The sequence below is a fragment of the Nocardia sp. NPDC050413 genome (genome assembly GCF_040655475.1).
Lineage (GTDB): Bacteria > Actinomycetota > Actinomycetes > Mycobacteriales > Mycobacteriaceae > Nocardia > Nocardia coubleae.
In genome coordinates this window covers 1,056,989-1,077,748 of record NZ_JBFAJZ010000001.1, presented here as the reverse complement: position 1 = coordinate 1,077,748, position 20,760 = coordinate 1,056,989, and the positions used below count along the sequence as shown (strand labels likewise).

The following is a 20,760-nucleotide window of genomic DNA, read 5'->3' as shown; positions in this document are numbered from 1 at the left end:
CCTGTCTGTCTGCGGTTTCCGGGTTATTCGGCGGGCTGGACGGTGGTGTCCGGCCGGTGCGACACGATCGGGGCGTCGACGTCTTCGCGTCGCCAGGTCACCTGATGGGGGATAGGACCACCGGGCAGCCAGGGCAGCGCCTCGACCGCGTCGGCGACCCGCCAGGTGCCGCGCTCGATCACGCCGACGGCGGCGTCGATCACCATGTACTCCTGGGTGGGTTTGTGGATGGGCTGCGATTCGACCCAGACCACGACCCATTCTCCGGGCGCGAACCCGACCCGTTGCTGGATCGCCTCGATCAGGTCGAGATTGTGCAGGTGCCCGTCGCCGAAGTTGAAGCCGATCAGCGAGTTGCAAGCGAACTCGGCTTCGCGCACGGTCCAGCGGTCGATATCGGGAATGTGCTTGTACAGCAGGGAGAACAGGCCGCGGCCCTGACTGTGCATGGAACGCCAGCCGATGGTCTGCTGCATCGTGATCTCGGCGACGGCCGGGTCGTAACCCATGGCCTGGAGCTGTTCGAGCTGGTTGACCGTGGGCCGGTGCTCGATGGTGTTCAGCTTCTGCTCCGCTCCGGGGGCGAAGGCCCACAGCGCCGAGGCCCAGTTGCCTGCGTACTGACGCATCGACGGCAGGAACGACACCAGGTCCGGGCGCAGGTTCCCGACGATCGGGAAGAACGCCAGCCCCGCGACGATCGCCAGGGTCAACCACGGCGAGGACATGTCGAACACCGCGTACCCTTCGCCGTTCGGGTAGCCGAGGAACAGGAACACCGTCAGGTAGGCGAACAGGATGTTCCATTCCAGCGGCACCGCCAGCGGAAAGGTGGAGGTGATGAACAGGTGGAACACGACCATCATCGCCACGCCGGCCAGGGTGAGCCAGTGGTTGGTGGAGAACAGCAGCACGATCGGGGTGACCACCTCGACGGTTGTGCCGCCGACATGCGCCATGAACGCCGCCAGCCTGGAAGGGCGGATGTCGTGCGGGAAGTCGCGGTAGTGGGCTCGCTTGACCGACCGGAACGGCACGGAAGGGCTGTTGGACACCATCGGCGGCACGACATTGGCGAAGTGCTTGCCGAACTTCGACACCCCGGCACCGACCCACACGATCACGATCAGCAGCTTGGCGGCGATGATCATGTCGGTGAACGGCAGCAGGGCGAAGAACACCAGCGCGGGCAGATATTGCTCACCACGCGCGGCCAGGAAGATCGTCTTGTCCCGCAGCCCGCACAGGATGTACAGCGCGATCGCGACGATGAGCAGCGCGGGGCTGATCAGCCCGGAAGTGTTGTCGGGCAGGCGTTCCAGTAGCGACTGGGATGTACGTCCCGGCGCCAGCAGCGCGAGCCCGAGGGTCGCGAGGAAGCCGAGGTACAGCACGACATCCAGAGGCGTGCGGGTGTTGCCCGCGGTGAACGGCACCCGCCGCCACGGTCGTAGCCGGATGGTTCCGGGCCGGGCGAAGAACAGCACGCCACCGGTCATCGGCTTGAATTTGCCCGCCAGCGGACCCCAGGACCCGGCCACGCCGATCGCCTCCAGCAGCACGGTCCACACCACCAGCTTCTGGTAGACGATCGGCTGATCCCACCAGGCGCCGATGTCCCAGAACGGGCCGGTTCCCGAGGTCAGCGTCGACACCAGGACACCGCCGAAGATGTAGAGCACCAGCAGTTTCAGCACATAGACGGTATGGATCATCTTCGGTGTGCCGAAGCCGTATTCGACCCAGTGCAGGGCCAGGGTGCGCACACGGTCGCGCAGTGGCAGATCGAGAAATGTCTCCGTATCCACCGGGGGGAAATCGCCTGTTTTGAACCCCATTGTTCTCATGCCTTTCTTGTCGTGTTCCGGGCGCGCGCGACCGCGACCGGAATTGCCTCGAATTCCGAATTACCTTCCGGTGGAGGGCGTTCAGGCGGTCGTCGTGACCGCGCGGAGCCGGTTCTTGTCGATCTTGCCGACGGGATTGCGCGGCAGTTCGGTGGTGAGCACGATCGCCGCGGGCACCTTGAACGCGGCCAGCCGCGTGCGGCAGTGCTCGGTGAGTTCGGCGGCGGTCACGGAGCCGGTGGTGACCACGTGCGCGACCGGCACCTCCCCGAGCACCGGATCGGGCGCTCCGACCACCGCCGCCTCGTGCACGGACGGATGGGTGTAGAGCGCGTTCTCGATCTCCTTCGGGTAGAGGTTCTCCCCACCACGGATGATCATGTCCTTGATCCGGTCGACCAGGACCAGATAGCCGTCGGGGTCGAAATAGCCGATGTCACCGGTGTGCAGCCGGCCTTCGATCACCGTCTTCGCCGTCTCCTCGGGCTTGCCGAGGTAGCCGCGCATGACATTCGGTCCGCTGATCACCACTTCGCCGCGTTCCCCGGCGGGCTGCGCGACGCCGTCGAGGTCGACGACCTGCACGGTCTGACCCGGCAGCGGCAGACCGACCGTGCCCGGCTTGCGTTGTCCCGACGCCGGATTCAGTGTCGAGGCGCACGTGCCCTCGGACAGCCCGTAGCCCTCCACGACCGGGACACCGAAGCGGTCCTCGAACCGGGCGACGAGTTCTGCGGGCATGGGTGCCGCGCCGCAGATCGCCAGCCGCAGCGAGGCGGTGTCGGGACACAGCTCGGCGGGCTGGGCAACCAGCATGGCGTAGATGGCGGGCACGCCGGAGAAATAGGTCGGGCGGACCCGCTCGACCAGGTCGAAGAAGCCGGTCGCGGAGAACTTCCCGGCAATCGTGGTGTGCCCTCCGGCGAGCAGCGGCGACAGCACGCTGACCACGATCCCGTTGACGTGGAACAGGGGCAGGATCAGCAGACTGTGGTCGGTGTCGTCCAGACCGACCGCGCCGATGACCATCGCGCACATGGCGGCGAGGTTGTCGTGGCCGAGCAGCACGCCCTTGGGGCGGCCGGTGGTACCGCTGGTGTAGATGATCAGCGCAAGACCGTCGCGAGGGGCCACTGCCGCGACCGGGCCGGCGGTATGCGCCAGTTCGGCCACGTCGAGGGTGGTTCCCGCTCGGCCGGGGTCACCGACGACCACCAGTGCTCGCGAATCGGCGATCTGAAAGCTGATGTCGTCGTCGGTCAGGCCCGGGTTCACCGGTGTCACCGCCGCACCGAGCTGCCAGGCGGCGAACAACACGACCACGAGTTCGACGCGGTTGGGCAGCACCACCGCGACCACGTCACCCGCGCGCACGCCCGCCTGGCGCAGCACCGAGGCGGCGCCGTGCACCCGGTCCCGGAACTGCGCGTTCGTCAGCGCGGTCGTATCGTCGGCCAGGCACGGCGCGTCCGGCGCGGAAACCGCTCGGGTGGTGGGTAATTCGACGATCTGTCGCATGATTCCTCACGAGGCTGATTGTGATCTGAGTTACATCAATCACCGTATGGTCCGGTCTCGGCGGCGGCTACGGGCCGGGAGACCAGCGTTGCGAGTCCCCGTTGTGCCACGGGTACAAACAGCCTGGTGGGCGGGTGGACGCGGGGTAGTGTCGGCGCCCATGGCCCCCGACTACGACGCTCTTGTCCGCGAGGTGGCGGGCCGGATCAAGGCGGATCTGGACCGGCTCACCCCCGCGATGACCACGATGTTCGCCGACACCATCCCGGAGTTCCGCCACGATGACGAGATCCGCGGACTCATGGTCGCCAGCACCGAGTCGAACCTCACCGCCATCATCGACATGCTCACGCTCGGCATCGGGCTCGGCGACATCACCGTGCCGCCCGCCGCCGCCGAGTACGCCCGCCGTTTCGCCCAGCACGATCTGTCGCTCGAGGCGCTGCTGCGGGCCTATCGACTCGGCGAGCACATGTTCGTGCAGCGGACCATCAGGCTGCTGGCCGAGCTGGCGCCGCCCACCGAAGTGGCGCTGGCCGCCGCGGCGCGCATTGCCGAGCTCGTCAACAGCTACATCGATCAGGTGATCGAGGGCCTGATCGACATCTACGGCACGGAGCGACGCCGCTGGGACGCGCGCACCGACGCCGCCCGCGCCGCCCAGGTACGCGCGGTGCTCGACGCCGAGGAGCTGGATCTGGCCTCCGCGGAGCAGATGCTGTCGGCGTCGCTGCGCGGCTGGCACCAGTTCGTGCTGCTGTGGACACCGCCGGGGACCGCCGACCCGGGTCCTGTGCTGCGGGCCGGCATCCAGGTGCTGGCTGCGGTGTCGGCCCGTTCGCCGATGACCGTCGACATCGATGAGCACACCCGCTGGGTGTGGCTGGCGTCGACCGGCAGGCCCGTCCTCGACACCGCGCGGCTGGCCAGGGAGCTGCGCGCGACACCGATTCTGTCGATGGCCGTGGGGGATCCCGCGACGGGGCTCGCGGGGTTCCGGCAGAGTTTCCACGACGCGCAGCGGGCTCGCTCGGTGGCGGTGGCCGCCCGATCGCGCGGCGTACTCGCCTACGCGGACGTGGCGCTGACCGGGCTGCTGGCCGACGACGTGGCGCGGGTTCAGGCCTGGGCGGCGCGCGTGCTCGGCGGACTGATGGGCACCGACGAGACGGCGGCCAGGCTCCGGGAGACGGTGCGCGTATTCCTCGACGCCCGAGGCAGTTACACCGATGCCGCCGCGCGTCTGCACGTCCACAAGAACACCGTGCACTATCGGGTGCGCAAAGCCGAGGAGGTGCTCGGGCATCCGCTCACCGAGCACCGACTCGACATCGAGGTGGCGCTGTTGGCCTGTGCGCAGCTGGGGCTACCGAGGGCCTGAACCGTCGTGGTGCCGACGACCGCATCCATACCCGATGAGGGACGGAAACAGCCGTCACCATTTGTTGTGGATTCCTCCGAGGATTGCGCGGCGAGCCGAATGGGAACGTCAAAACCTCGGCCGGACGAATGATATTCGGGAGTCGTCGTGATCTGATCGAGATGTCCCGAGGATGGGATGTTCACGAGCACAATCGAGGAAGTACATATGAACGCCAAAATCAGCCGCCCGCTCGCCGTTGCCGCGCTCGTCATGTCGGCCGCCGCGTTGAGCGCAGGCACCGCCACCGCCGCCGCGCCCGCACCTGTTTCGGGTTCAGTCGAGGTCTGCCTGCCGCTGCCGCTTGGGCCGCTGGAAGTGAGCTTCTGCCTCTGACCTGCTGAACCGCGCGGCGGGTGTGGGCGGGCGTCGGGGCGCCCGCACCTGCCCGCGCCCGGCAACTACGAACTCGGGTGGGAAGGAATCACCATGGCTGTTACGACCTCCATCGAACCGTTCTTGACCGCCGCAGGCCGCCCGGTATCGACACCCCTGAGCGATGTGCGCGCGATCTCGCGGCAGATGGTCGTCCATTTCATCGAAAAAGTCGTCCCCTGCGGCACACTGCCCGGTGAAGCGCTCGACGGCGATATCACCACCGTCACCAGGATCTGCCTGGAACTCACCCGAAGCATGCTCGACGGCCGTGATCTGCCCGGCCGGGTGGAGCGCGTACAGGCTGCCGCCGCCGACTGGGCGCGCGAGGGCATTCCGATCGACACCATCCACCACGCCGTGTACGAAGGCTTCAAACTCGGCTTCGACCTCATCATCACCAATGTCGCCAACCATGATTACGACACCATGGTCGGCGTGGTACGGCGGCTGATGGACGCCCAGGACATGATCACCGCCGCGGTGTCGGCGGCGTATGTGCGGGAACTGCGTGCTGTCGTCAGCGAGCACCATACCGCCGTGCACACCCTCACCTCGGCGCTGCTCGGCGGCCAGAACACCGCGACGATGGCGCGGGAATGCGGCATCGAGATCGACACCGAGTATCACGTCATGGCGCTCGAACTTCCTCCCCATGCAAAAGAATCCGAACCGGGGTTGAACGCGAAAGTAGTCGCCAGACGCAAGCTGCGGCGAGTCCAAGCCGAACTCGCCGACCGATGCGACGGCAAGGCGCTCTCGCTGCTCAGCGTGGACGGCGGCACACTGCTGCTGCCTGCCTCCGAGTTCGCCGGACCCGACATCGACGACCTGCTGACATGCCTGTCCGCGGCCGCCCAGGTACCGCTGCGCGCGGTCGTGACGACGGCCGTGCCGACGGAGATCCCGCGTGCCGCCGAAGAGGTCCACGAACTCATCGAAATAGTGCACCGCCTCGGCGGGCCGAGCAAGGTGTACCGCCCGCACGAATTGGCTTTGGAATATCAGCTCACCCGACCGGGACCTGCCCGCGACTATCTGAGTTCGGTTGTCGATTCGCTCGAGCCGCATCCTGAATTGATGCAAACCCTCGAGGTGTATTTGGCGACGAATATGCAACGTGCGCGCACCGCCCGAAAAATGTTCATCCACACCAATACCGTCGATTACCGGCTCAAACGGATCACGCAGATGACCGGATTCGACCTCAACGACATCACCGGCCTGTGCTATCTCCGCGCGGCCCTGCTGATCCGGGCGCACCGAAGCACGAAAACCGCCGAAGTCCCCGGCACGCGCGCGAGCTGACACCGTCGCACCTCAGAGCATTCCTCTTCGGTGGTCAAGGGAGGAACGCCGCTGTTGCAGAAGTCGGTCAGGCGCCCGGCTCCAGAATGTCGAGTTCGATCTCATCCAGCGGCAGGTCGGCCAGTGTGAGAACGCGATGCAGGGAGTGGATTCCGTGGGCCAGATGCGGCGCGTGAGTCGCGGCTGTAGCGGCAATGATCGCGGTCGCGCGGGATTGATTTGTTCCGCGTGCCCAGCGCATGGTCCCGTCCTGGCCGCGGGCCAGTACGATCCATCGGTCGGTCCCTGGGAGGTGAAGTCCGCGTGGCGCTTTCGAGGCACCGGGTAGCCAGGTGAGTGCGGCTAGCGCGGTCGTGGCAAGACGGGAATCTAGGCCGAAGAACGTGCGGACAGACACATCGAAGTCGCGCTGGAGGGTGTGCTGGTCGGCGAAATCGAGTCGGTAGAGCCGCCGCGGTCTCTGGTGCCCGGGCAGCAGGAAGGTCTCGGGTTGTGTGTAGTTGCGGATGTAGCCGTCGCCTTCGCGGAAGTGCTTGCCCAGCAGTCGATATGACCATTCGACGGCAGCGGCGCCGTGACGTTCACCGGCGCCGAGGAACACGGCGAGGTCGATCGGACCCGGCGATGTTCGGTGGACTGCTGCTGCGAGTAGGTTGGTCAGCCCAGGGGCGAGGCCGACCTCGACGACGACCGGGGACTGCGCGTTCGCCCGCGCGAGGTCGTGGAGATATTCGGTGGTGGCCGAGATTTCGATGAACGCCGACCCGTGGTCACCGGCGAGTGCGGCCAGTCGCGGATTCTCGGCACCCGAGGCGTTGACTGTCACATCGATGCCGGGCAGCGCCGCACGATAGGCCGACAGGCAACGGTCTCGGAGATCGATCACCGTGTCCGAGCGGGCCGGATCGTGGCCGGCGACCACCACCACGTGTCCTCGGCGGCGGAGCTCGGTGACCAGATGGCCGCCCACAGCGCCGTAGCCGCCGAGCACCAGGAGCCTCATCGGTTTGTTCCGGGCGCCATGACCTACCTCGATGTCAGCGAAATATGCACATACTGTTTGGCAATATGAACGTATCGTGACACAGTATGCTCGTATTGTCTATGGTTGATTCGTGCAGCCCACGTCGCCATTTCCCCTACCAGCAGGTCCCAGCCCGTCGGCCGCGGACCGGATCCGCGCCGCCGCGTTGAAGTGCTTTGCCGCCGAAGGGGTTACGGCGACCTCACTTCGATCGGTGGCTCAGCAGGCGGGGGTGTCGATCGGACTGGTGCAACATCACTTCGGTACCAAGGCCGGACTCGTTACCGCTGTCGACGAGTACGTCCTGCGAGTCGTCGCGACAGCGGTCGCGTCTCGGCCACTACCGCCACCACCGGAGGATTCGCTCGGCGAGCTGGGGCACCGGGTCACCTCGATCATGACCGATCATCCCGAGGTCGTCGACTACATCGCGCACGCGTTCGTCGAGGGCGACACCATCGGCACGACCGTCTTCGATGGACTGGTCTCCATCAGCACCACGCAGTGGAACGAATTCGATGAACAGGGGCTGCTACGACCCGATGTCGACCGCACGTGGGCAGCGCTGCATCCATTGATCTTGGTCATCGGCACGGCCGTGTTGCGGAAACAGATCGACCGGCACCTTCCCGAGCCCCTCACCTCACCGGCACAGCTGCACCGCTGGGACGATGCGGTCGCCCAGCTCCTGCATGGCGGACTGTTCGCTGATCCGCCACCACCGCCCGTCGATCCTGCCCGGCGAGTGGACTGAAGCGCGCAGGCCCTACCCGCATCCGGATCGGCCGACGATTGGCAGTGTTCACAGCCGGTGCGCGTGTTCTTCGGTAACCGTCAAGCATCCGAAGAATTCGCGTTCGGCCACGGCGCCGTGCGCGACCATGACTTCTGGTGCAGTGCCTGACGAAAGGCGCCGTCGCGGCACAGTGGCCGGGATGCGTGGGCACTTCCCGGCAGCGTGGCCGGGCCGAGAGAGGCGCAGAGATGTCGAGTGATGTCGTGGATGTGACCGTGGACTTCGCCGTCGCGAGGCAGGCGTTGTGGGAGGTGCTGCTCGAACCGCAGAGCTATCCGCGGCTGTGGTCCGGCATCGGAGGATGCCAGCGGTTGACCGGCACCGAGGGGGATACGAGGTGGCAGGTCCGCATCGGCGACGCGGATGTCGGCGTGCGGACCATCGAGCTGGCCTTGCGGATCGGTCGCTGGTACGAGAGTTTCGAACTGCACAACCCGGAGACGGGCAGTTTCGCGCTGATCCGGCTCGCCGGTGACCAGCAGCGAACCAGCGTGAGCGTCACCGCCTTCGCCGCGCCGCGGCTGCATCCGGCGCTGGCGGAGGCGCGCGACGCCGAGACCGTCCGGTGGATCAGGGCCGGGTTGCGGCGTGCGGTCGATGTGGTGCGTGGGGCGCAGACATCGGTGGTGGGAAACGGCGACCGGGCGCCGATCCGCCGCAAGTCCGAACTCGTGCGCTGGGTGGTGAATTCCGGGCTGGTCGCGCCGCCGGTGACCTCGGCGCGGCAACTGCGGTCCTTGTACCGGTGGGGTTTCAACCTGGCGGGCGGTTACGCGGCGGGCGCCGCGCACAGCCCCGACCAGCTCGCCCTCATCGACAACATCAGCACGGCCACATTCGCCGAAACCGACAAGCGCACCACCGCGCTGGCCGGTGCCATGTACGAGGTCGGATTGCGCGCGGGCGACGCGATCGGGTTGCTCGCCGCCAACCACTGCGGCATGGTCGAGACGATGGTCGCGGCGGGCAAGCTCGGCGTGGACGTCGCACTGCTGAACGCCGGCCTGTCGGGCAGGCGGATCGAGGAGATCGTGCAGCGTCACCGGCTCTCGGCGTTGTTCGTCGACACCGACCTCGAGCACCTCGTGCAGTATCTGCACAACGGCGTGCCGCGCTTCGTCACCGACGACCTGCCCGCGGACCCGGGCCGGGTCACCATCGAGGATCTGATCGCCATGGGGCACAAGACGTTTCCGGTCCCCACGGTGCCCGGGCGTCAGATCGTGCTCACGTCGGGAACAAGCGGCACACCGAAGGGTGCAAGGCGTCCGCATCCGAAGGGATTCGACACCCTGGTCGCGCTCCTGTCGCGAATCCCGATCCACGTGGGCAGCACGATGATGATCCCGGCACCGCTGTTCCACACGTGGGGGCTCTCGGCGCTGCAATTGAGCACCGCCGTGCGGGCCACCGTGGTGCTCGCGCAAGGATTCGATGCCGAGGAATGCCTTCGTCAGGTCGCCGAACACCGGGTGAACACCCTCATCGCGGTGCCGACCATGATCCAGCGCATGGTCGACCTGCCCGCCGCGGTGCGCGCTCGCCACGACCTGAGCAGTCTGCGACATGTCGTCAGTTGTGGTGCCCCACTCGTCGCGGCGACCGTCGATCGCTTCCTCGAGGACTACGGTGATGTGCTCTACAACCTCTACGGTTCCACCGAGGTCTCCTGGGCGAGCGTGGCAGCGCCCGAGGACCTTCGTGCCGCCCCGACCACGGCGGGTCGTCCGCCGCTGGGGACCCGGATCGCGATCCTCGGCGACGACAACCAGCCGGTGCCGATAGGGGTGACCGGACGGATCTTCGTCGGCAACCACATGCTGTTCGACGGCTACGTCAACGACACTCCGCCCGAGGAGGCCGACGGCATGCTGAACACCGGCGATCTGGGCTACCTCGACGCGGAGGGCAGACTGTTCGTGGCCGGACGCGACGACGAAATGATCATCTCCGGTGGCGAGAACGTCTTCCCACGTCCGGTCGAAGAGGCCCTGTCGTATCTGCCGCAGGTCAGCGATGTCGCGGTGGTCGGGGTACCCGACCGTGAATTCGGTCAGCGATTGGCCGCTTTCCTCGTCAAACAGGAAGGCTCCAGCCTGGATTCGGGCATGGTGCGCACCTACATCCGCAACCGGCTCAGCCGCTTTTCGGTCCCGCGCGATGTCACTTTCCTCAACTCGCTGCCGCGCGGGGAAACCGGCAAAGTACTCAAGCGACTGCTCGTCGATCCCGCGGGTTTTCCCGACTGAACGATCGAATTCCGTTCACTCGATCACGAGGCATGCGGATATCCGATTTCGGAGATGTCTCGGGCCAGATCCGCCAGGGTGGCCTCTCCGTTCAACGACGACACGAGTTCCTGGTCCAGCGGCCGCAAGGCATACATGTCACGCACCGCTTCCAGGTCCACAGAGATCTCGTAATAGTCCTCGGCGAAGCGCTGGAACGCTTCAGGTGAGCGGTCGACCAGTAGTTGGAACAGATAGTTCGCCCCATCAGGGTCGGCATGGTCCGGGGGGAAGTCGATCGTGCCGTGGTGCCACTGATCATCGGTCGCCGTCCGCCACAAGCAGGCCGTCACAGCAAGCACGCCGTCCTCGTCAGTGAATGCCGGCTCCTCGACCAAGGGCATGAAGACATCGGGAACTTCGTCGATCACTCCCGGCCAGGGCTGGCGGTCATGGCCATACGGGCTCATCGGCGACTCGTGGCCAAAGCCCCGGATATATACCCCGGCCACCGAGAACACGATGGAGTATTCGTCTCCCGACCCGTTGCGCATCGAAGCCATCTCCGGGCCTTCGGACCAGGCGCCGTCGAAGGAGTAGTAGCGGCTTTCCCAGTCCGGGCTCAGGATCGCGTCGAGCATCGCAAGCGAGCGGCACAGGTTCCGCAGGTCGGCGATGGCAGGAAGCCGGCGGGCTACGTCATAGACAGTCACGCGCTCATCCAACCGGATCCCTCTGACACCCGGCCGCGGTGCGGAACAACTTGTGGCGGCGAGGGAGAGCCGACGCGGCAGCAATCGACGCACAAACGATGCATTTTTGGAAAATCGGTGTCACAATCGTGGCGTGAATGCAGAGCGAGCTGCGACCGCAGCCGGACCTCGCGGACTCTCCACCGACGACGGCTCGACAGAGTTCGAACGGTGGCTCGCGCAGACACAGAGATCGGTCCGCGATCACGTCGATGAGTTCGTCCGGGCGCGTTGCGCGGCGGAATTGGACCCGGCGGGATTCTCACTGCCAGGTCGGCTGATGGTCGACTTCGCGTCGGGTGGCAAGTGCGTGCGGTCGGTGTTCGTCTATCTCGGTTGGCTGTGTGGTGGCGGCGGCGAGTCCGAACCAGCGCTGCGCGCGGCCGCAAGTGTGGAACTGCTGCACGCGTTCGCGCTCGTGCAAGACGACGTGATGGACGAGTCCCGTGTCAGACGGGGACGACAGTCGACCCATCTGCGGCTGGCCGCGTGGCATACCGAGCAGAAGTTGTCGGGATCGGCGGCCCGATTCGGCGAATCCGCGGCGATCCTCCTCGCCGACCTGTACTTGGTGTGGGCCGAGCGCATGTTGCGCGAAAGTGGCGTCGGTACCGCCGCGTTGGATCGGGCATGGCCACGCTACGACGCGATGCGCAGCGAACTGGCAGTAGGTCAGCTCGCGGACCTGTCCAACGACGCGAACCGCTTTCCGTCCTTGACCGCGGTGATGGACATCGCACGCCGTAAGTCCGGCAATTACACCGTGCGCCGACCCCTGGAACTCGGTGCGGCGATGGCCGACTGCGACGACACCGTGATGGATGTTCTCGGTGCATACGGCGTACTGGTCGGAGAAGCATTCCAACTTCGCGACGACCTGCTCGGCGTCTTCGGCGACCCGTCGACCACCGGAAAGCCTTCCGGTGACGATGTCCGAGAACGCAAGGCGACCACGCTGATCGCGCTGGCCGATCAGCTCGCTGGGCCGTCGGACCGCGCCCGGCTGCGAGATCTATGGCGGGAAGAGCTGATCGACGAGCAGGGCGTCGCCTTCGCACAGGCGGTGATCGTCGACAGCGGCGCGCGGCAGTGCGCCGAGCGGATGATCCGCGACCGAGTCGAACACGCGCGTCGGCTTCTCGATCGCGCCGATCTCGAACCGTCGGTGGCCGACGCGCTGCACCGAATGGCGCTGTTGTGCACCGACCGTACGTCCTGACCGGCCCGCGTGCCATCGAGAAGTCCGACTGGAAGGTAGAGATGCGAACGATACCGGGAAGAACCGATGAGGTTGTCGTCGTCGGGGCCGGTCTGGCTGGTCTGGCCGCCGCGCTGCACTTGGCGGGGCGCGGCCGCGGCGTCACGGTGGTGGAGCGCGATTCGGTCGCAGGCGGTCGAGCCGGGCGGCGCGATATCGACGGTCTTCTGCTCGACACCGGGCCGTCGGTACTCACCATGCCCGACATCGTCGCCGACACCCTCGCCGCGGTGGGGGAGAGTCTCGACTCCCGGCTGGACTTGCTGCCGGTCATCCCTGCCTACCGCGCGCACTTCGCCGACGGCAGCGGGCTGGATATTCACAGCGACGCCGCGGCGATGGAGGAATCGGTCGCGGCTTTCGCCGGGCCCGAGGAAGTCGAAGGGTATCGCCGACTGCGAGCGTGGTTGAGCGAGTTGTACCGCGTCGAATTCGATCGGTTCATCGCCACGAACGCCGATTCTCCGTTCTCACTGCTCACACCGGCGTTCGCGCGGTTGATCGCGTTGGGCGGCTTTCGTCGCCTCGACCGGGCGGTCGGATCTTTCCTGACCGACGAACGGCTGCGGCGGGTGTTCACCTTCCAGTCGCTCTACGCGGGTGTGTCGCCACAGCGAGCCCTGGCGCTGTACGCGGTGATCTCCTACATGGACACCGTCGGCGGTGTGTACTTCCCGCGCGGCGGAATGCGTGCGCTACCGGACGCCCTGGCCGCCGCTGCCGTGGATGCCGGTGTGCGGTTCTGCTACGACGAAACCGTCCACGATCTGGAACGGAACGGTTCACGCATCACTGCTGTATTCACCGAAAAGGGACGCAGAATCCCCTGCGACGCAGTCGTTTTGGCAACCGAATTGGCCACAGCCTACGAATTGCTCGATCGCTCTCCGCGGCGTCCGATCAGCTGGCGTCCGGCACCGTCCGCGGTCGTCATGCATGTCGGCTTTCCCGTCGGCGTGCCGACCGCACATCACAACCTCGTCTTCGGTGCCGCCTGGAAACAGACCTTCGACGAACTGATCGATGGGGGAGAGTTGATGACGGACCCGTCGCTGCTGGTCACCCGGCCCACCGCGACCGACCCTGCCCTCGCCCCGCACGGGCAGGACCTGTTCACCGTTCTCGCTCCGGTACCCAACCTGTTTCGGGGCAAGGATCTGGACTGGGATCGCCGCGCCACCGCTTACAGCGAGGAACTCGCGGCGATCGTCGAGAACCGGTTGATTCCGGGCTTCGTCGCGAACTCCACGATCGTGCATGTGGACACCCCCGCCGATTGGCAACGGCAGGGCATGCTGGCCGGAACCCCGTTCTCCCTCGCGCATACCTTCGCCCAAACCGGTCCGTTCCGTCCCGCGAACATGCCACGCGGAGCGACCAATGCGGTGCTGGCCGGCTGTGGCACTGTTCCCGGTGTCGGCGTGCCGACGGCACTGTTGTCGGGTCGTCTCGCCGCCGACCGCGTGACCGGCACCCTGACTACCTCGCGGTCTTCGATTTCCACCGCGACCAGGAGCGGACGACGATGACTCGCACCGAACTCGACGCCGCCGGTATCCGTGACGCGGGGTTGCGCGCGTCCTATCAGAGGTGCCGGGAGCTCAACGCCCAGCACGGGCGCACATTCTTCCTGGCCACCCGACTGCTCGCCCCCGCCCAGCGCCCTGCCATCCACGCCCTCTACGGTTTCGCCCGATGGGCGGACGACATCGTCGACGAACCCCCGACAGGCGACGCCACCGGTTCCGCGGCGGCCCGCCTGGACGCGGTGGCGAAGACCATGCGCGACAGTCTTCGCGGTACCCACGACGGCGACCCGATCCTTGCCGCGCTCGCCGATACCGCCGCCAGATACGAGATCGAGCACTCGCTGTTCGACGATTTCCTCGACTCGATGCGGATGGATCTGACGGTGACCGACTACCCGGATCGGGCCGCGCTTGATCGCTATATCCACGGTTCGGCAGCGGTGATCGGCCTGCAGGTACTGCCGGTGCTCGGCACCATCGGCCCCCGATCCGATGCCGCGCCCTACGCGGCGGCGCTGGGAAAAGCCTTCCAGCTCACCAACTTCCTTCGCGACGTCGCCGAAGACCTCGACCGTGGCCGGGTGTATCTGCCTGCCGACGAGTTGGCTGCTTTCGGTGTGGACCGCGCCCGCTTGCAGTGGTGCCGGACCAATCGGCGCACCGACTCCAAGGTGCGGTCGGCGCTGGCCGCTCAACACGCCGTCGCCCGAGAGTGGTACCGGTACGCCGATGCCGGAATCGCGTTGCTGCACCCGGTATCGCGACCGTGCGTCGCCACCGCGGCCGTCTTGTATTCGGAGATTCTCGACCGGATCGAACAGAGCGAGTTCGCGGTGTTCACCGCGCGGGCGACCGTGAGCAGCGCGCGCCGAACGCGCGTCGCCGGTTCGGCGCTGGCTCGTGCGTTGTGGGCGCGGCGAGGTAGCCGGGCACGGGCACTGACCCCCGCCGAAGGCTGAGGGGATCGGGTCGAGCCGAAGGAAATAGCTGAATCTTCAACCTGTCGGCGTGCTATCGGGGGTGCGTTCCGCAGTACTCGTGATGTTACGGACCATGCCTCCGAAAACGGCGCTGTGAAAAGGGCTGATCGCTTTCCAATACAGGTGCCCGGCGAGTCCGTGCGGTTGAAAGATCGCGCGCTGACGGTATCGGGATCCACCGTTCGGGGCGGGTTCGACACCGAGCTCGAGCCACGCCAGGCCCGGCACCCGCATCTCGGCGCGAAGGCGCAGCAGGTGTGGTCGGTCGATATATTCGACGCGCCACCAGTCCAACGCTTCGCCGGAGTGCAGGCGCCGAGGGTGTTTGCGGCCGCGGCGAAGTCCGACACCTCCGGCCACCCGGTCGATCCAGCCGCGGAGCGACCACGCGAGCGGGAACGAATACCAGCCGTTCTCACCGCCGATGGATTCGATCACCGCCCACACCGTGTCCGGATCCGCGGAGGTGTGATGTTCGCGAACGTCCTCATAGAGGGAGCCGCCGGACCAGTCCGGATCGGTGGGTAAGGGATCGGAAGGTGCGCCGTAGGTGCTGGCATCGGACCAACGAGTGGACACCTCGGCGTTGCGGATGCGGGTCAGCGCCAGCTCCACGGCGCGTCCGTACCGGGTGAGGCCCTCCGGGGGATCCGTGATGTACGCGGCGATGTCGTGCTCGCCGCAGACCACCTCGTGGACGAGCGACTCGATGAGCGGCACGGCAAGCGCACGGGGCACCGGCGTCACCAGGTTGACCCACTGCGCGGACAGCCACGGCGTGAGCACCGGAACCGGCAGCACGACTCGACGATTCAGCCCGGCCACGACGGCGTATTCGCGCATCATGGTCAGGTAGGTCATCACGTCGGGCCCGCCGATATCGAAGGCGCGGTTGACGTCGGCCGACAACTCCGCGGCGTGAACCAGGTAATACAGAACGTCTCGAACAGCAATCGGCTGAATCTTGTTGTGAACCCACCGCGGGGTGACCATCGCGGGCAGGCGTTCGGACAGATACCGCAGCATCTCGAAACTCGCCGACCCGGATCCGATGATCACCGCCGCACGCAGCTCCGCGGTGGGAACACCGGAGGCACGCAGGATCTCGCCGACCTCGGCACGGGAGGCCAGGTGGCGAGACAGTTCGGTGTGTGGCGGGACGATTCCACCGAGATAGACGATGCGCCGGACCCCCGCCGACAACGCGGCCGCCCCGACGATCCGCGCGGCTTCACGATCGATATCGGCGAAGTCACGACGGGTCAACGAGTGCACCAGGTAGTAGACGACCTCCTGACCGGCCACCGCCGAGCGCACCTGGTCGCTGTCGGTGACATCTCCCTCGACCACCTCGACCCGATCGAGCCACGGCACTTCGGCCAGTTTCTCCGGTGTCCGGGCGACCACCCGGACGTCATGACCGGCCCGAAGCAATTCGGGTACCAACCGGCCACCGATGTAGCCGGTCACCCCGAAGACCACACACCTCATGCTCGTTCAGCCTTCCGTGATATCCGGTCGGGCAGCGTGGCCCGGTAGGCCCTGAGTGCGTCGTGCCTCCTTCATCTCGGCCTCGTAGACGTGGGTGCGGCCGCCCACAAGCCGGTCACGAACCGTCCGCTCGAGCTCGCGAAACACCGAGTAGTAACCCTCGTCGTACTCTTCCACGATCTGGAAGGTCCAGCGGCCGACCAGAACGTTGCGGCCGATCAGTTCGGTCGACAGCCGATCGGCGAGTCGATGGTGGCCTGCCACGCGAAGCATGTCGGCCGCTTCGCCGAGCGCGAGATCGGCTCCGCCGGTGAGTTGGTGGAACTCGTAGAGGTGTCCGCGCGCCCGTTCCGTTGTCTCCAGCGCCTCCGACAACTTGCCGACCGCAGCGACGGTTTCGTCGCTGACACCGCTGGGACGTCGGTGGCGGTCGGCCGGTCGGCCGTTGTCGGCCTGGTTCTCGTTCGCACTCATCGAGCTAAGGCTTGGGGCGATCGACGTCGCCACGCCACGCTCCCGTTTCCGATCCACGGCCTTCGATGAAGTCCTTGAACCGGCGCATGTCCCCCTTGATGCGGCGATCGAGCACACCTGTTTTGTCCGCGATGTTCTCGACGAAGCCCTCCGGGTCGATGTCCATCTGCACGGTGACCCGGGTCGTCGAGTCATCGATGCGGTGAAAAGTGACCACGCCGGCATGCTCAGGACCCTCGTCGGACTTCCAGGCGATGCGTTCCTCGGGATGCTGCTCGGTGATGGTGGCATCGAATGTCCGAGTGGCACCGGCGATGTCGACGGTCCATCGGGTATGGGTGTCATCGAGTTGTTCGATCCGGTCCACCCCGTGCATGAACTGGGGGAACGATTCGAACTGGGTCCACTGGTTGTAGGCGGTCGCCACCGGTACCTGCACGTCGACAGCTTCGATGACAGTGCTCATTCTCGGCCTCCTCGGATCGAATTTCTGCGTTCAGCGGCCGAGTGCCCACTCGCCCCGAGTTCACACCGATTGATGCAAATTCGCTTCAATCGGCTGCGCCCGGCCCGCCGCCTAACGACGTCGACGACGTGCTCGAAGGCGCAGACCCGCGGGCTTGAGGGTGAGGGTTTCGCGCACGTCGAGGTCATATGCCGGGTCGGGTTCCAGATCGAGCTGGTGCAGAAGTGCCGCGAGGGTGACGCCGATTTCGTGGTGCGCGAACTGGCGACCGATGCAGGCGCGGGGGCCGGTGCCGAAAGGTTTGTAGACGCGGGGCGGCAGACCGCGAATGTTGTCGGGCAGGAATCGGTCGGGGTTGAATTGATCTGCGTCGTGGCCCCAGGCCGGGTCTCGGTGGGCGCCGAGGAGCAGTACCAGCACCCAGTCCTTCTGGGCGAACCGGTAACGGCCGCAGAGCGTGGTGTCGCGCTTGGCCCGGCGGAAGTAACCGGGGCCGGTCGGCCACAGCCGCAGCGTCTCGTCGATGACGCGGCGCAGACTGCGGAGCTTGGCCACGTCGTCATACCGGATATCGGGGAATTCCGCTGTGGGCCAGCGCTCGTCGAGTTCGGCTCGGACGCCGGCGGCGATGTCGGGACGGGTCGAGAGGTAATGGAGAGCGAAGGCGATGGTGTTGGCCGAGGTCTCACTACCCGCGATGAGGAAGGTGAGGATCTGATTCCGGATGTTCACCGTGTCCAACCGCTCGCCGGTTTCCGAGTCGGCACTGTCGAGCATGAGATCGAGGATGTCGCGATACCGACGGTGTGAATCGTGTTTGCGGGCTTCGATGATGTTGTCGACGACTGCGTGAGCGTGCGCCAGATCGGCCTCGTGCCGCGCATGGTCGGCCCGACGGAAGACCTTGTCGAACAACGGAAGTACATCCGTGCGGCGGTTGGCATAGGCGAGCTCACGCACCATCGCTTCGACGAACGAACCGCTGTTCGAATCGGCCAGTGAACCGAAGGAATGCGAGAACCCCGCGCGCGCGATGATTTCGAACGTCAGCTTGTTCGTCGTCGCGGGCACGTCGGTCCACTCCGGTGTCGTCGACCACAGGTCGGTCAATTCGCGGACGGTGCCGGTGATCGCGGCGTGATAGTCGGCCATGGCCGATTTGGTGAAGGCGGGAGCGAGAACGGCGTGTGCTTTAGCCCAGTTCGGTTCCGAGTTGTTACCTCCCGCGCCTGCTCGGCGAGTCGCTGGCACGGCTTCGCGAAATCGGTGGTCAGGACGTCACCGAGCAACGGCAGCCGAAACCGTGGATGCGGTAGCTTCTCGAAGAGCTCGGATTCGGTAATGCTTTCTCGCGCTACGAAATTCGCGAACACGTCGGGTTCCACATCGCGAGTGTAGGCGCAACCGGGTCGGCGAATGCCGATCGCAACGCTCCGGTCGATGACGCCCGGAGCGTTGCGTTTCGCGGGCGGGGTCCGGTCGAACGGACCGGCGGCACGAAGTTGACCTGCACTGTGGTTGAGGTTGCACAGTGGCCGGATGCGGATGAATCAGATCACTATCGGTGCTACCGACCTTGCGCGGTCCGAGCAGTTCTATGGGCTGCTCGGGCTGCACCTGATCGTCAAAACCGACCACTACCTGCGTTTCCGGTGCCCTGATGGTGACAGTACGTTTTCGGTCGAGCTGGTCGAATCCCTGCACGGCGGTGGGTCGGTCTCCATCTACTTCGAGTCCGACGACCTCGACGACCAGTGCGCTCGGCTACGTGCTGCGGGCGTGGTGTTCGACAGTTCGCCCGTCGACACACCATGGCTGTGGCGCGAGGCATGGCTGCACGATCCGGACGGTCATCGGCTTTGCCTCTTCTATGCTGGAGTCAACCGGCTCGACCCACCATGGCGGATCGCTGAGTCGACGTCCTGATTGCGGCCGATCGGCAGTCGGTGAGGGCGCTCGGTCACCGCGCGAATCATCGTCTGCAGCGCCGACAAGCTCGCCGACTTGCAATCGGCGTCATGACACGGCACCGGGCATCTCGGCGGGACTGGCCGGGGCATCCGGGCCGGGCGCGCTCGCCACGCCTGCCTATGCCGAGGCTTCGTCGTAGGCGGCGATGATCTCGGCGGCGATGCGGCCGCGGGTGGAGACGGTGTGGCCGTTCGCGATCGCCCAGGCCCTGATGGCCGCGAGGTCGGTGCGGCGACCTGTCTGGGCGGCGGGGGTCGCTGTGGCGTGTCGGCGGGAGTTGCTGGTTTTGGCGCGGCCGGTTCGCCGGGCGTAGGGGATCCACTGTTCGAAGGTGTTGCGCAGTTTGGTGGCGTTGGTTTCGGACAGGTCGATCTCGTAGGTGTGTCCGTCGATGCCGAAAATGACGGTTTCTTCGGCGGCGGATGTGCCGTCGAAATCGTCGACGAGGGTGACAACGACCTTGCGCGCCATATGGATTCCTGTCAGTGTATGAGGGTTCGGTTCGGCGATGGCCAGGGTAGTAGCACTCGGCGCGGGTCGTACATGCGGACCGTGCGATCCACTTGTCTGGTTGAGGCGGACCCCGTCCTCGCGGGCGGCGGATCGCCGAGCCGGCGTCATGATTGCGGCCGACCGGCAGTCGATCAGGGCTCTCGGTCACCGCGCGAGTCACTGCTGATCCTTCGTGTGGGCGCTCGATGCGCCTGTGCGGCAGCGACATCGGAGGAAGCGGCCTTCGGTGGACCGGATGCAGTGGTAAGGCTGCGGACGAGCAGGTCGATGACCGCTCGCTTGTCCACGTCGTCGTGCTGGTGGGTGAGGAGTCCTTCGATCACGAAGGTGCCGATGGCGGACATGGCCGCGAGATCGGTTTCGGCGACTCCGGCCGCGCGGAGGTTGTCGGCGAACAGCGCGTCGGCGAGCTGATGGAACCCGGTGTGCCAGGCGGCGACGGAGTGGGAGGTGGCTACCCGGGCATGCACGGTATTGACCAGCCCGTGCAGCTGTTCGAGTTGGTCGACCACCCATAGCAGCTGCTCGTTCAGCGGCTGGCCGTCGATCTCCGCGTAGGTGGCCAGTGCCTCGGCCAGAATGCGGTCGAGGACCGCGATGAGCAGCTCGTCCTTGTCCTGGAAGTACCAGTAGATCGTATTGACGGTGACGCCCGCGCTTTTGGCGATCCGCGCTGTGGACGCCGAGTCGAAGCCGTCGTCGATGAGCAGGCGTCGCGCGGCGGCGATGATCTCCTCTCGCTTCTCCTCACGGTTCTGCGGGCGTCGGTTCCTTGGCACCTCGACACTCTATCTTGAACCACGCTCAAGA

19 protein-coding genes are annotated in these 20,760 nt (G+C 66.2%); 9 read left to right on the top strand and 10 right to left on the bottom strand.

All coding sequences use genetic code 11. The features are described 5' to 3' along the window. Window positions 1-23 precede the first annotated feature (23 nt). On the bottom strand, window positions 24-1,838 hold the full coding sequence (locus tag AB0I19_RS05090; RefSeq protein ID WP_357144627.1) for a DUF3556 domain-containing protein: 1,815 nt from the start codon (window positions 1,836-1,838) through the stop codon (window positions 24-26). Between the two features lie 90 nt (window positions 1,839-1,928). Then, entirely contained in the window at window positions 1,929-3,365 is a 1,437-nt protein-coding gene (locus AB0I19_RS05085) for an AMP-binding protein (protein WP_357144624.1), read from the bottom strand. A gap of 160 nt (window positions 3,366-3,525) precedes the next feature. Here AB0I19_RS05085 and AB0I19_RS05080 point away from each other — a divergent pair, with 160 nt between their 5' ends. The 3 genes from AB0I19_RS05080 to AB0I19_RS05070 all read left to right on the top strand — a co-directional run bounded on the left by AB0I19_RS05080 (window position 3,526) and on the right by AB0I19_RS05070 (window position 6,468). After that, complete coding sequence (locus tag AB0I19_RS05080; protein ID WP_357144621.1) at window positions 3,526-4,746, top strand: helix-turn-helix domain-containing protein; 1,221 nt, start codon at window positions 3,526-3,528, stop codon at window positions 4,744-4,746. Between the two features lie 207 nt (window positions 4,747-4,953). Next, window positions 4,954-5,121 (top strand): hypothetical protein, encoded by a 168-nt coding sequence (locus AB0I19_RS05075; RefSeq protein ID WP_166655812.1) that lies wholly within the window; start codon window positions 4,954-4,956, stop codon window positions 5,119-5,121. Between the two features lie 93 nt (window positions 5,122-5,214). Then, window positions 5,215-6,468 (top strand): helix-turn-helix domain-containing protein, encoded by a 1,254-nt coding sequence (locus AB0I19_RS05070; RefSeq protein ID WP_357144618.1) that lies wholly within the window; start codon window positions 5,215-5,217, stop codon window positions 6,466-6,468. A gap of 67 nt (window positions 6,469-6,535) precedes the next feature. Here the strand turns inward: AB0I19_RS05070 and AB0I19_RS05065 are convergent, their stop codons facing one another. Then, on the bottom strand, window positions 6,536-7,471 hold the full coding sequence (locus tag AB0I19_RS05065) for a hypothetical protein (RefSeq protein WP_357144615.1): 936 nt from the start codon (window positions 7,469-7,471) through the stop codon (window positions 6,536-6,538). Window positions 7,472-7,583: 112 nt separating this feature from the next. On the opposite strand from AB0I19_RS05065, the gene AB0I19_RS05060 reads away from it, so the two are divergent. Next, a complete protein-coding gene (locus tag AB0I19_RS05060; protein WP_357144613.1) occupies window positions 7,584-8,246 on the top strand; it encodes a TetR/AcrR family transcriptional regulator in 663 nt (220 codons plus the stop codon). Between the two features lie 230 nt (window positions 8,247-8,476). Further along, on the top strand, window positions 8,477-10,537 hold the full coding sequence (locus AB0I19_RS05055; protein ID WP_357144610.1) for an AMP-binding protein: 2,061 nt from the start codon (window positions 8,477-8,479) through the stop codon (window positions 10,535-10,537). Window positions 10,538-10,560: 23 nt separating this feature from the next. On the opposite strand, the gene AB0I19_RS05050 is transcribed toward AB0I19_RS05055, so the two are convergent. Next, the gene (locus AB0I19_RS05050; RefSeq protein WP_357144607.1) at window positions 10,561-11,229 is read right to left on the bottom strand and encodes a hypothetical protein; all 669 of its coding nucleotides are present in this window, start codon (window positions 11,227-11,229) and stop codon (window positions 10,561-10,563) included. A gap of 319 nt (window positions 11,230-11,548) precedes the next feature. Here AB0I19_RS05050 and AB0I19_RS05045 point away from each other — a divergent pair, with 319 nt between their 5' ends. Genes AB0I19_RS05045 through AB0I19_RS05035 form a run of 3 tightly spaced genes read left to right on the top strand, consistent with a single transcriptional unit; the run spans window position 11,549 to window position 15,014 of the window. Beyond that, complete coding sequence (locus AB0I19_RS05045; RefSeq protein WP_357144604.1) at window positions 11,549-12,487, top strand: polyprenyl synthetase family protein; 939 nt, start codon at window positions 11,549-11,551, stop codon at window positions 12,485-12,487. A 41-nt stretch (window positions 12,488-12,528) separates the two neighbouring features. Then, window positions 12,529-14,055, top strand: a complete 1,527-nt coding sequence (crtI, locus tag AB0I19_RS05040; RefSeq protein WP_357144602.1) for a phytoene desaturase family protein — start codon at window positions 12,529-12,531, stop codon at window positions 14,053-14,055. Continuing rightward, entirely contained in the window at window positions 14,052-15,014 is a 963-nt protein-coding gene (locus AB0I19_RS05035; RefSeq protein WP_357144599.1) for a phytoene/squalene synthase family protein, read from the top strand. Before crtI ends, AB0I19_RS05035 begins: the two co-directional genes overlap by 4 nt. A gap of 36 nt (window positions 15,015-15,050) precedes the next feature. Here AB0I19_RS05035 and AB0I19_RS05030 read toward each other — a convergent pair whose 3' ends face one another. The 4 genes from AB0I19_RS05030 to AB0I19_RS05015 all read right to left on the bottom strand — a co-directional run bounded on the left by AB0I19_RS05030 (window position 15,051) and on the right by AB0I19_RS05015 (window position 18,717). Next, on the bottom strand, window positions 15,051-16,526 hold the full coding sequence (locus AB0I19_RS05030; protein WP_357144596.1) for an SDR family oxidoreductase: 1,476 nt from the start codon (window positions 16,524-16,526) through the stop codon (window positions 15,051-15,053). A gap of 6 nt (window positions 16,527-16,532) precedes the next feature. Further along, the gene (locus tag AB0I19_RS05025; RefSeq protein ID WP_357145130.1) at window positions 16,533-17,000 is read right to left on the bottom strand and encodes a hypothetical protein; all 468 of its coding nucleotides are present in this window, start codon (window positions 16,998-17,000) and stop codon (window positions 16,533-16,535) included. A gap of 4 nt (window positions 17,001-17,004) precedes the next feature. Further along, window positions 17,005-17,466 carry an SRPBCC family protein gene (locus AB0I19_RS05020; RefSeq protein WP_357144593.1) on the bottom strand — a complete coding sequence of 154 codons (462 nt, stop codon included), beginning with the start codon at window positions 17,464-17,466 and terminating at the stop codon, window positions 17,005-17,007. Window positions 17,467-17,577: 111 nt separating this feature from the next. Continuing rightward, the gene (locus AB0I19_RS05015) at window positions 17,578-18,717 is read right to left on the bottom strand and encodes a cytochrome P450 (RefSeq protein WP_357144590.1); all 1,140 of its coding nucleotides are present in this window, start codon (window positions 18,715-18,717) and stop codon (window positions 17,578-17,580) included. A gap of 288 nt (window positions 18,718-19,005) precedes the next feature. Between AB0I19_RS05015 and AB0I19_RS05010 the strand changes: the two genes are divergently transcribed. Next, window positions 19,006-19,392 carry a VOC family protein gene (locus AB0I19_RS05010; RefSeq protein ID WP_357144586.1) on the top strand — a complete coding sequence of 129 codons (387 nt, stop codon included), beginning with the start codon at window positions 19,006-19,008 and terminating at the stop codon, window positions 19,390-19,392. A gap of 162 nt (window positions 19,393-19,554) precedes the next feature. Here AB0I19_RS05010 and AB0I19_RS05005 read toward each other — a convergent pair whose 3' ends face one another. Then, a complete protein-coding gene (locus tag AB0I19_RS05005; RefSeq protein WP_357144583.1) occupies window positions 19,555-19,908 on the bottom strand; it encodes an Lsr2 family protein in 354 nt (117 codons plus the stop codon). Between the two features lie 173 nt (window positions 19,909-20,081). Beyond that, entirely contained in the window at window positions 20,082-20,729 is a 648-nt protein-coding gene (locus AB0I19_RS05000; RefSeq protein ID WP_357144580.1) for a helix-turn-helix domain-containing protein, read from the bottom strand. Window positions 20,730-20,760 lie beyond the last annotated feature (31 nt).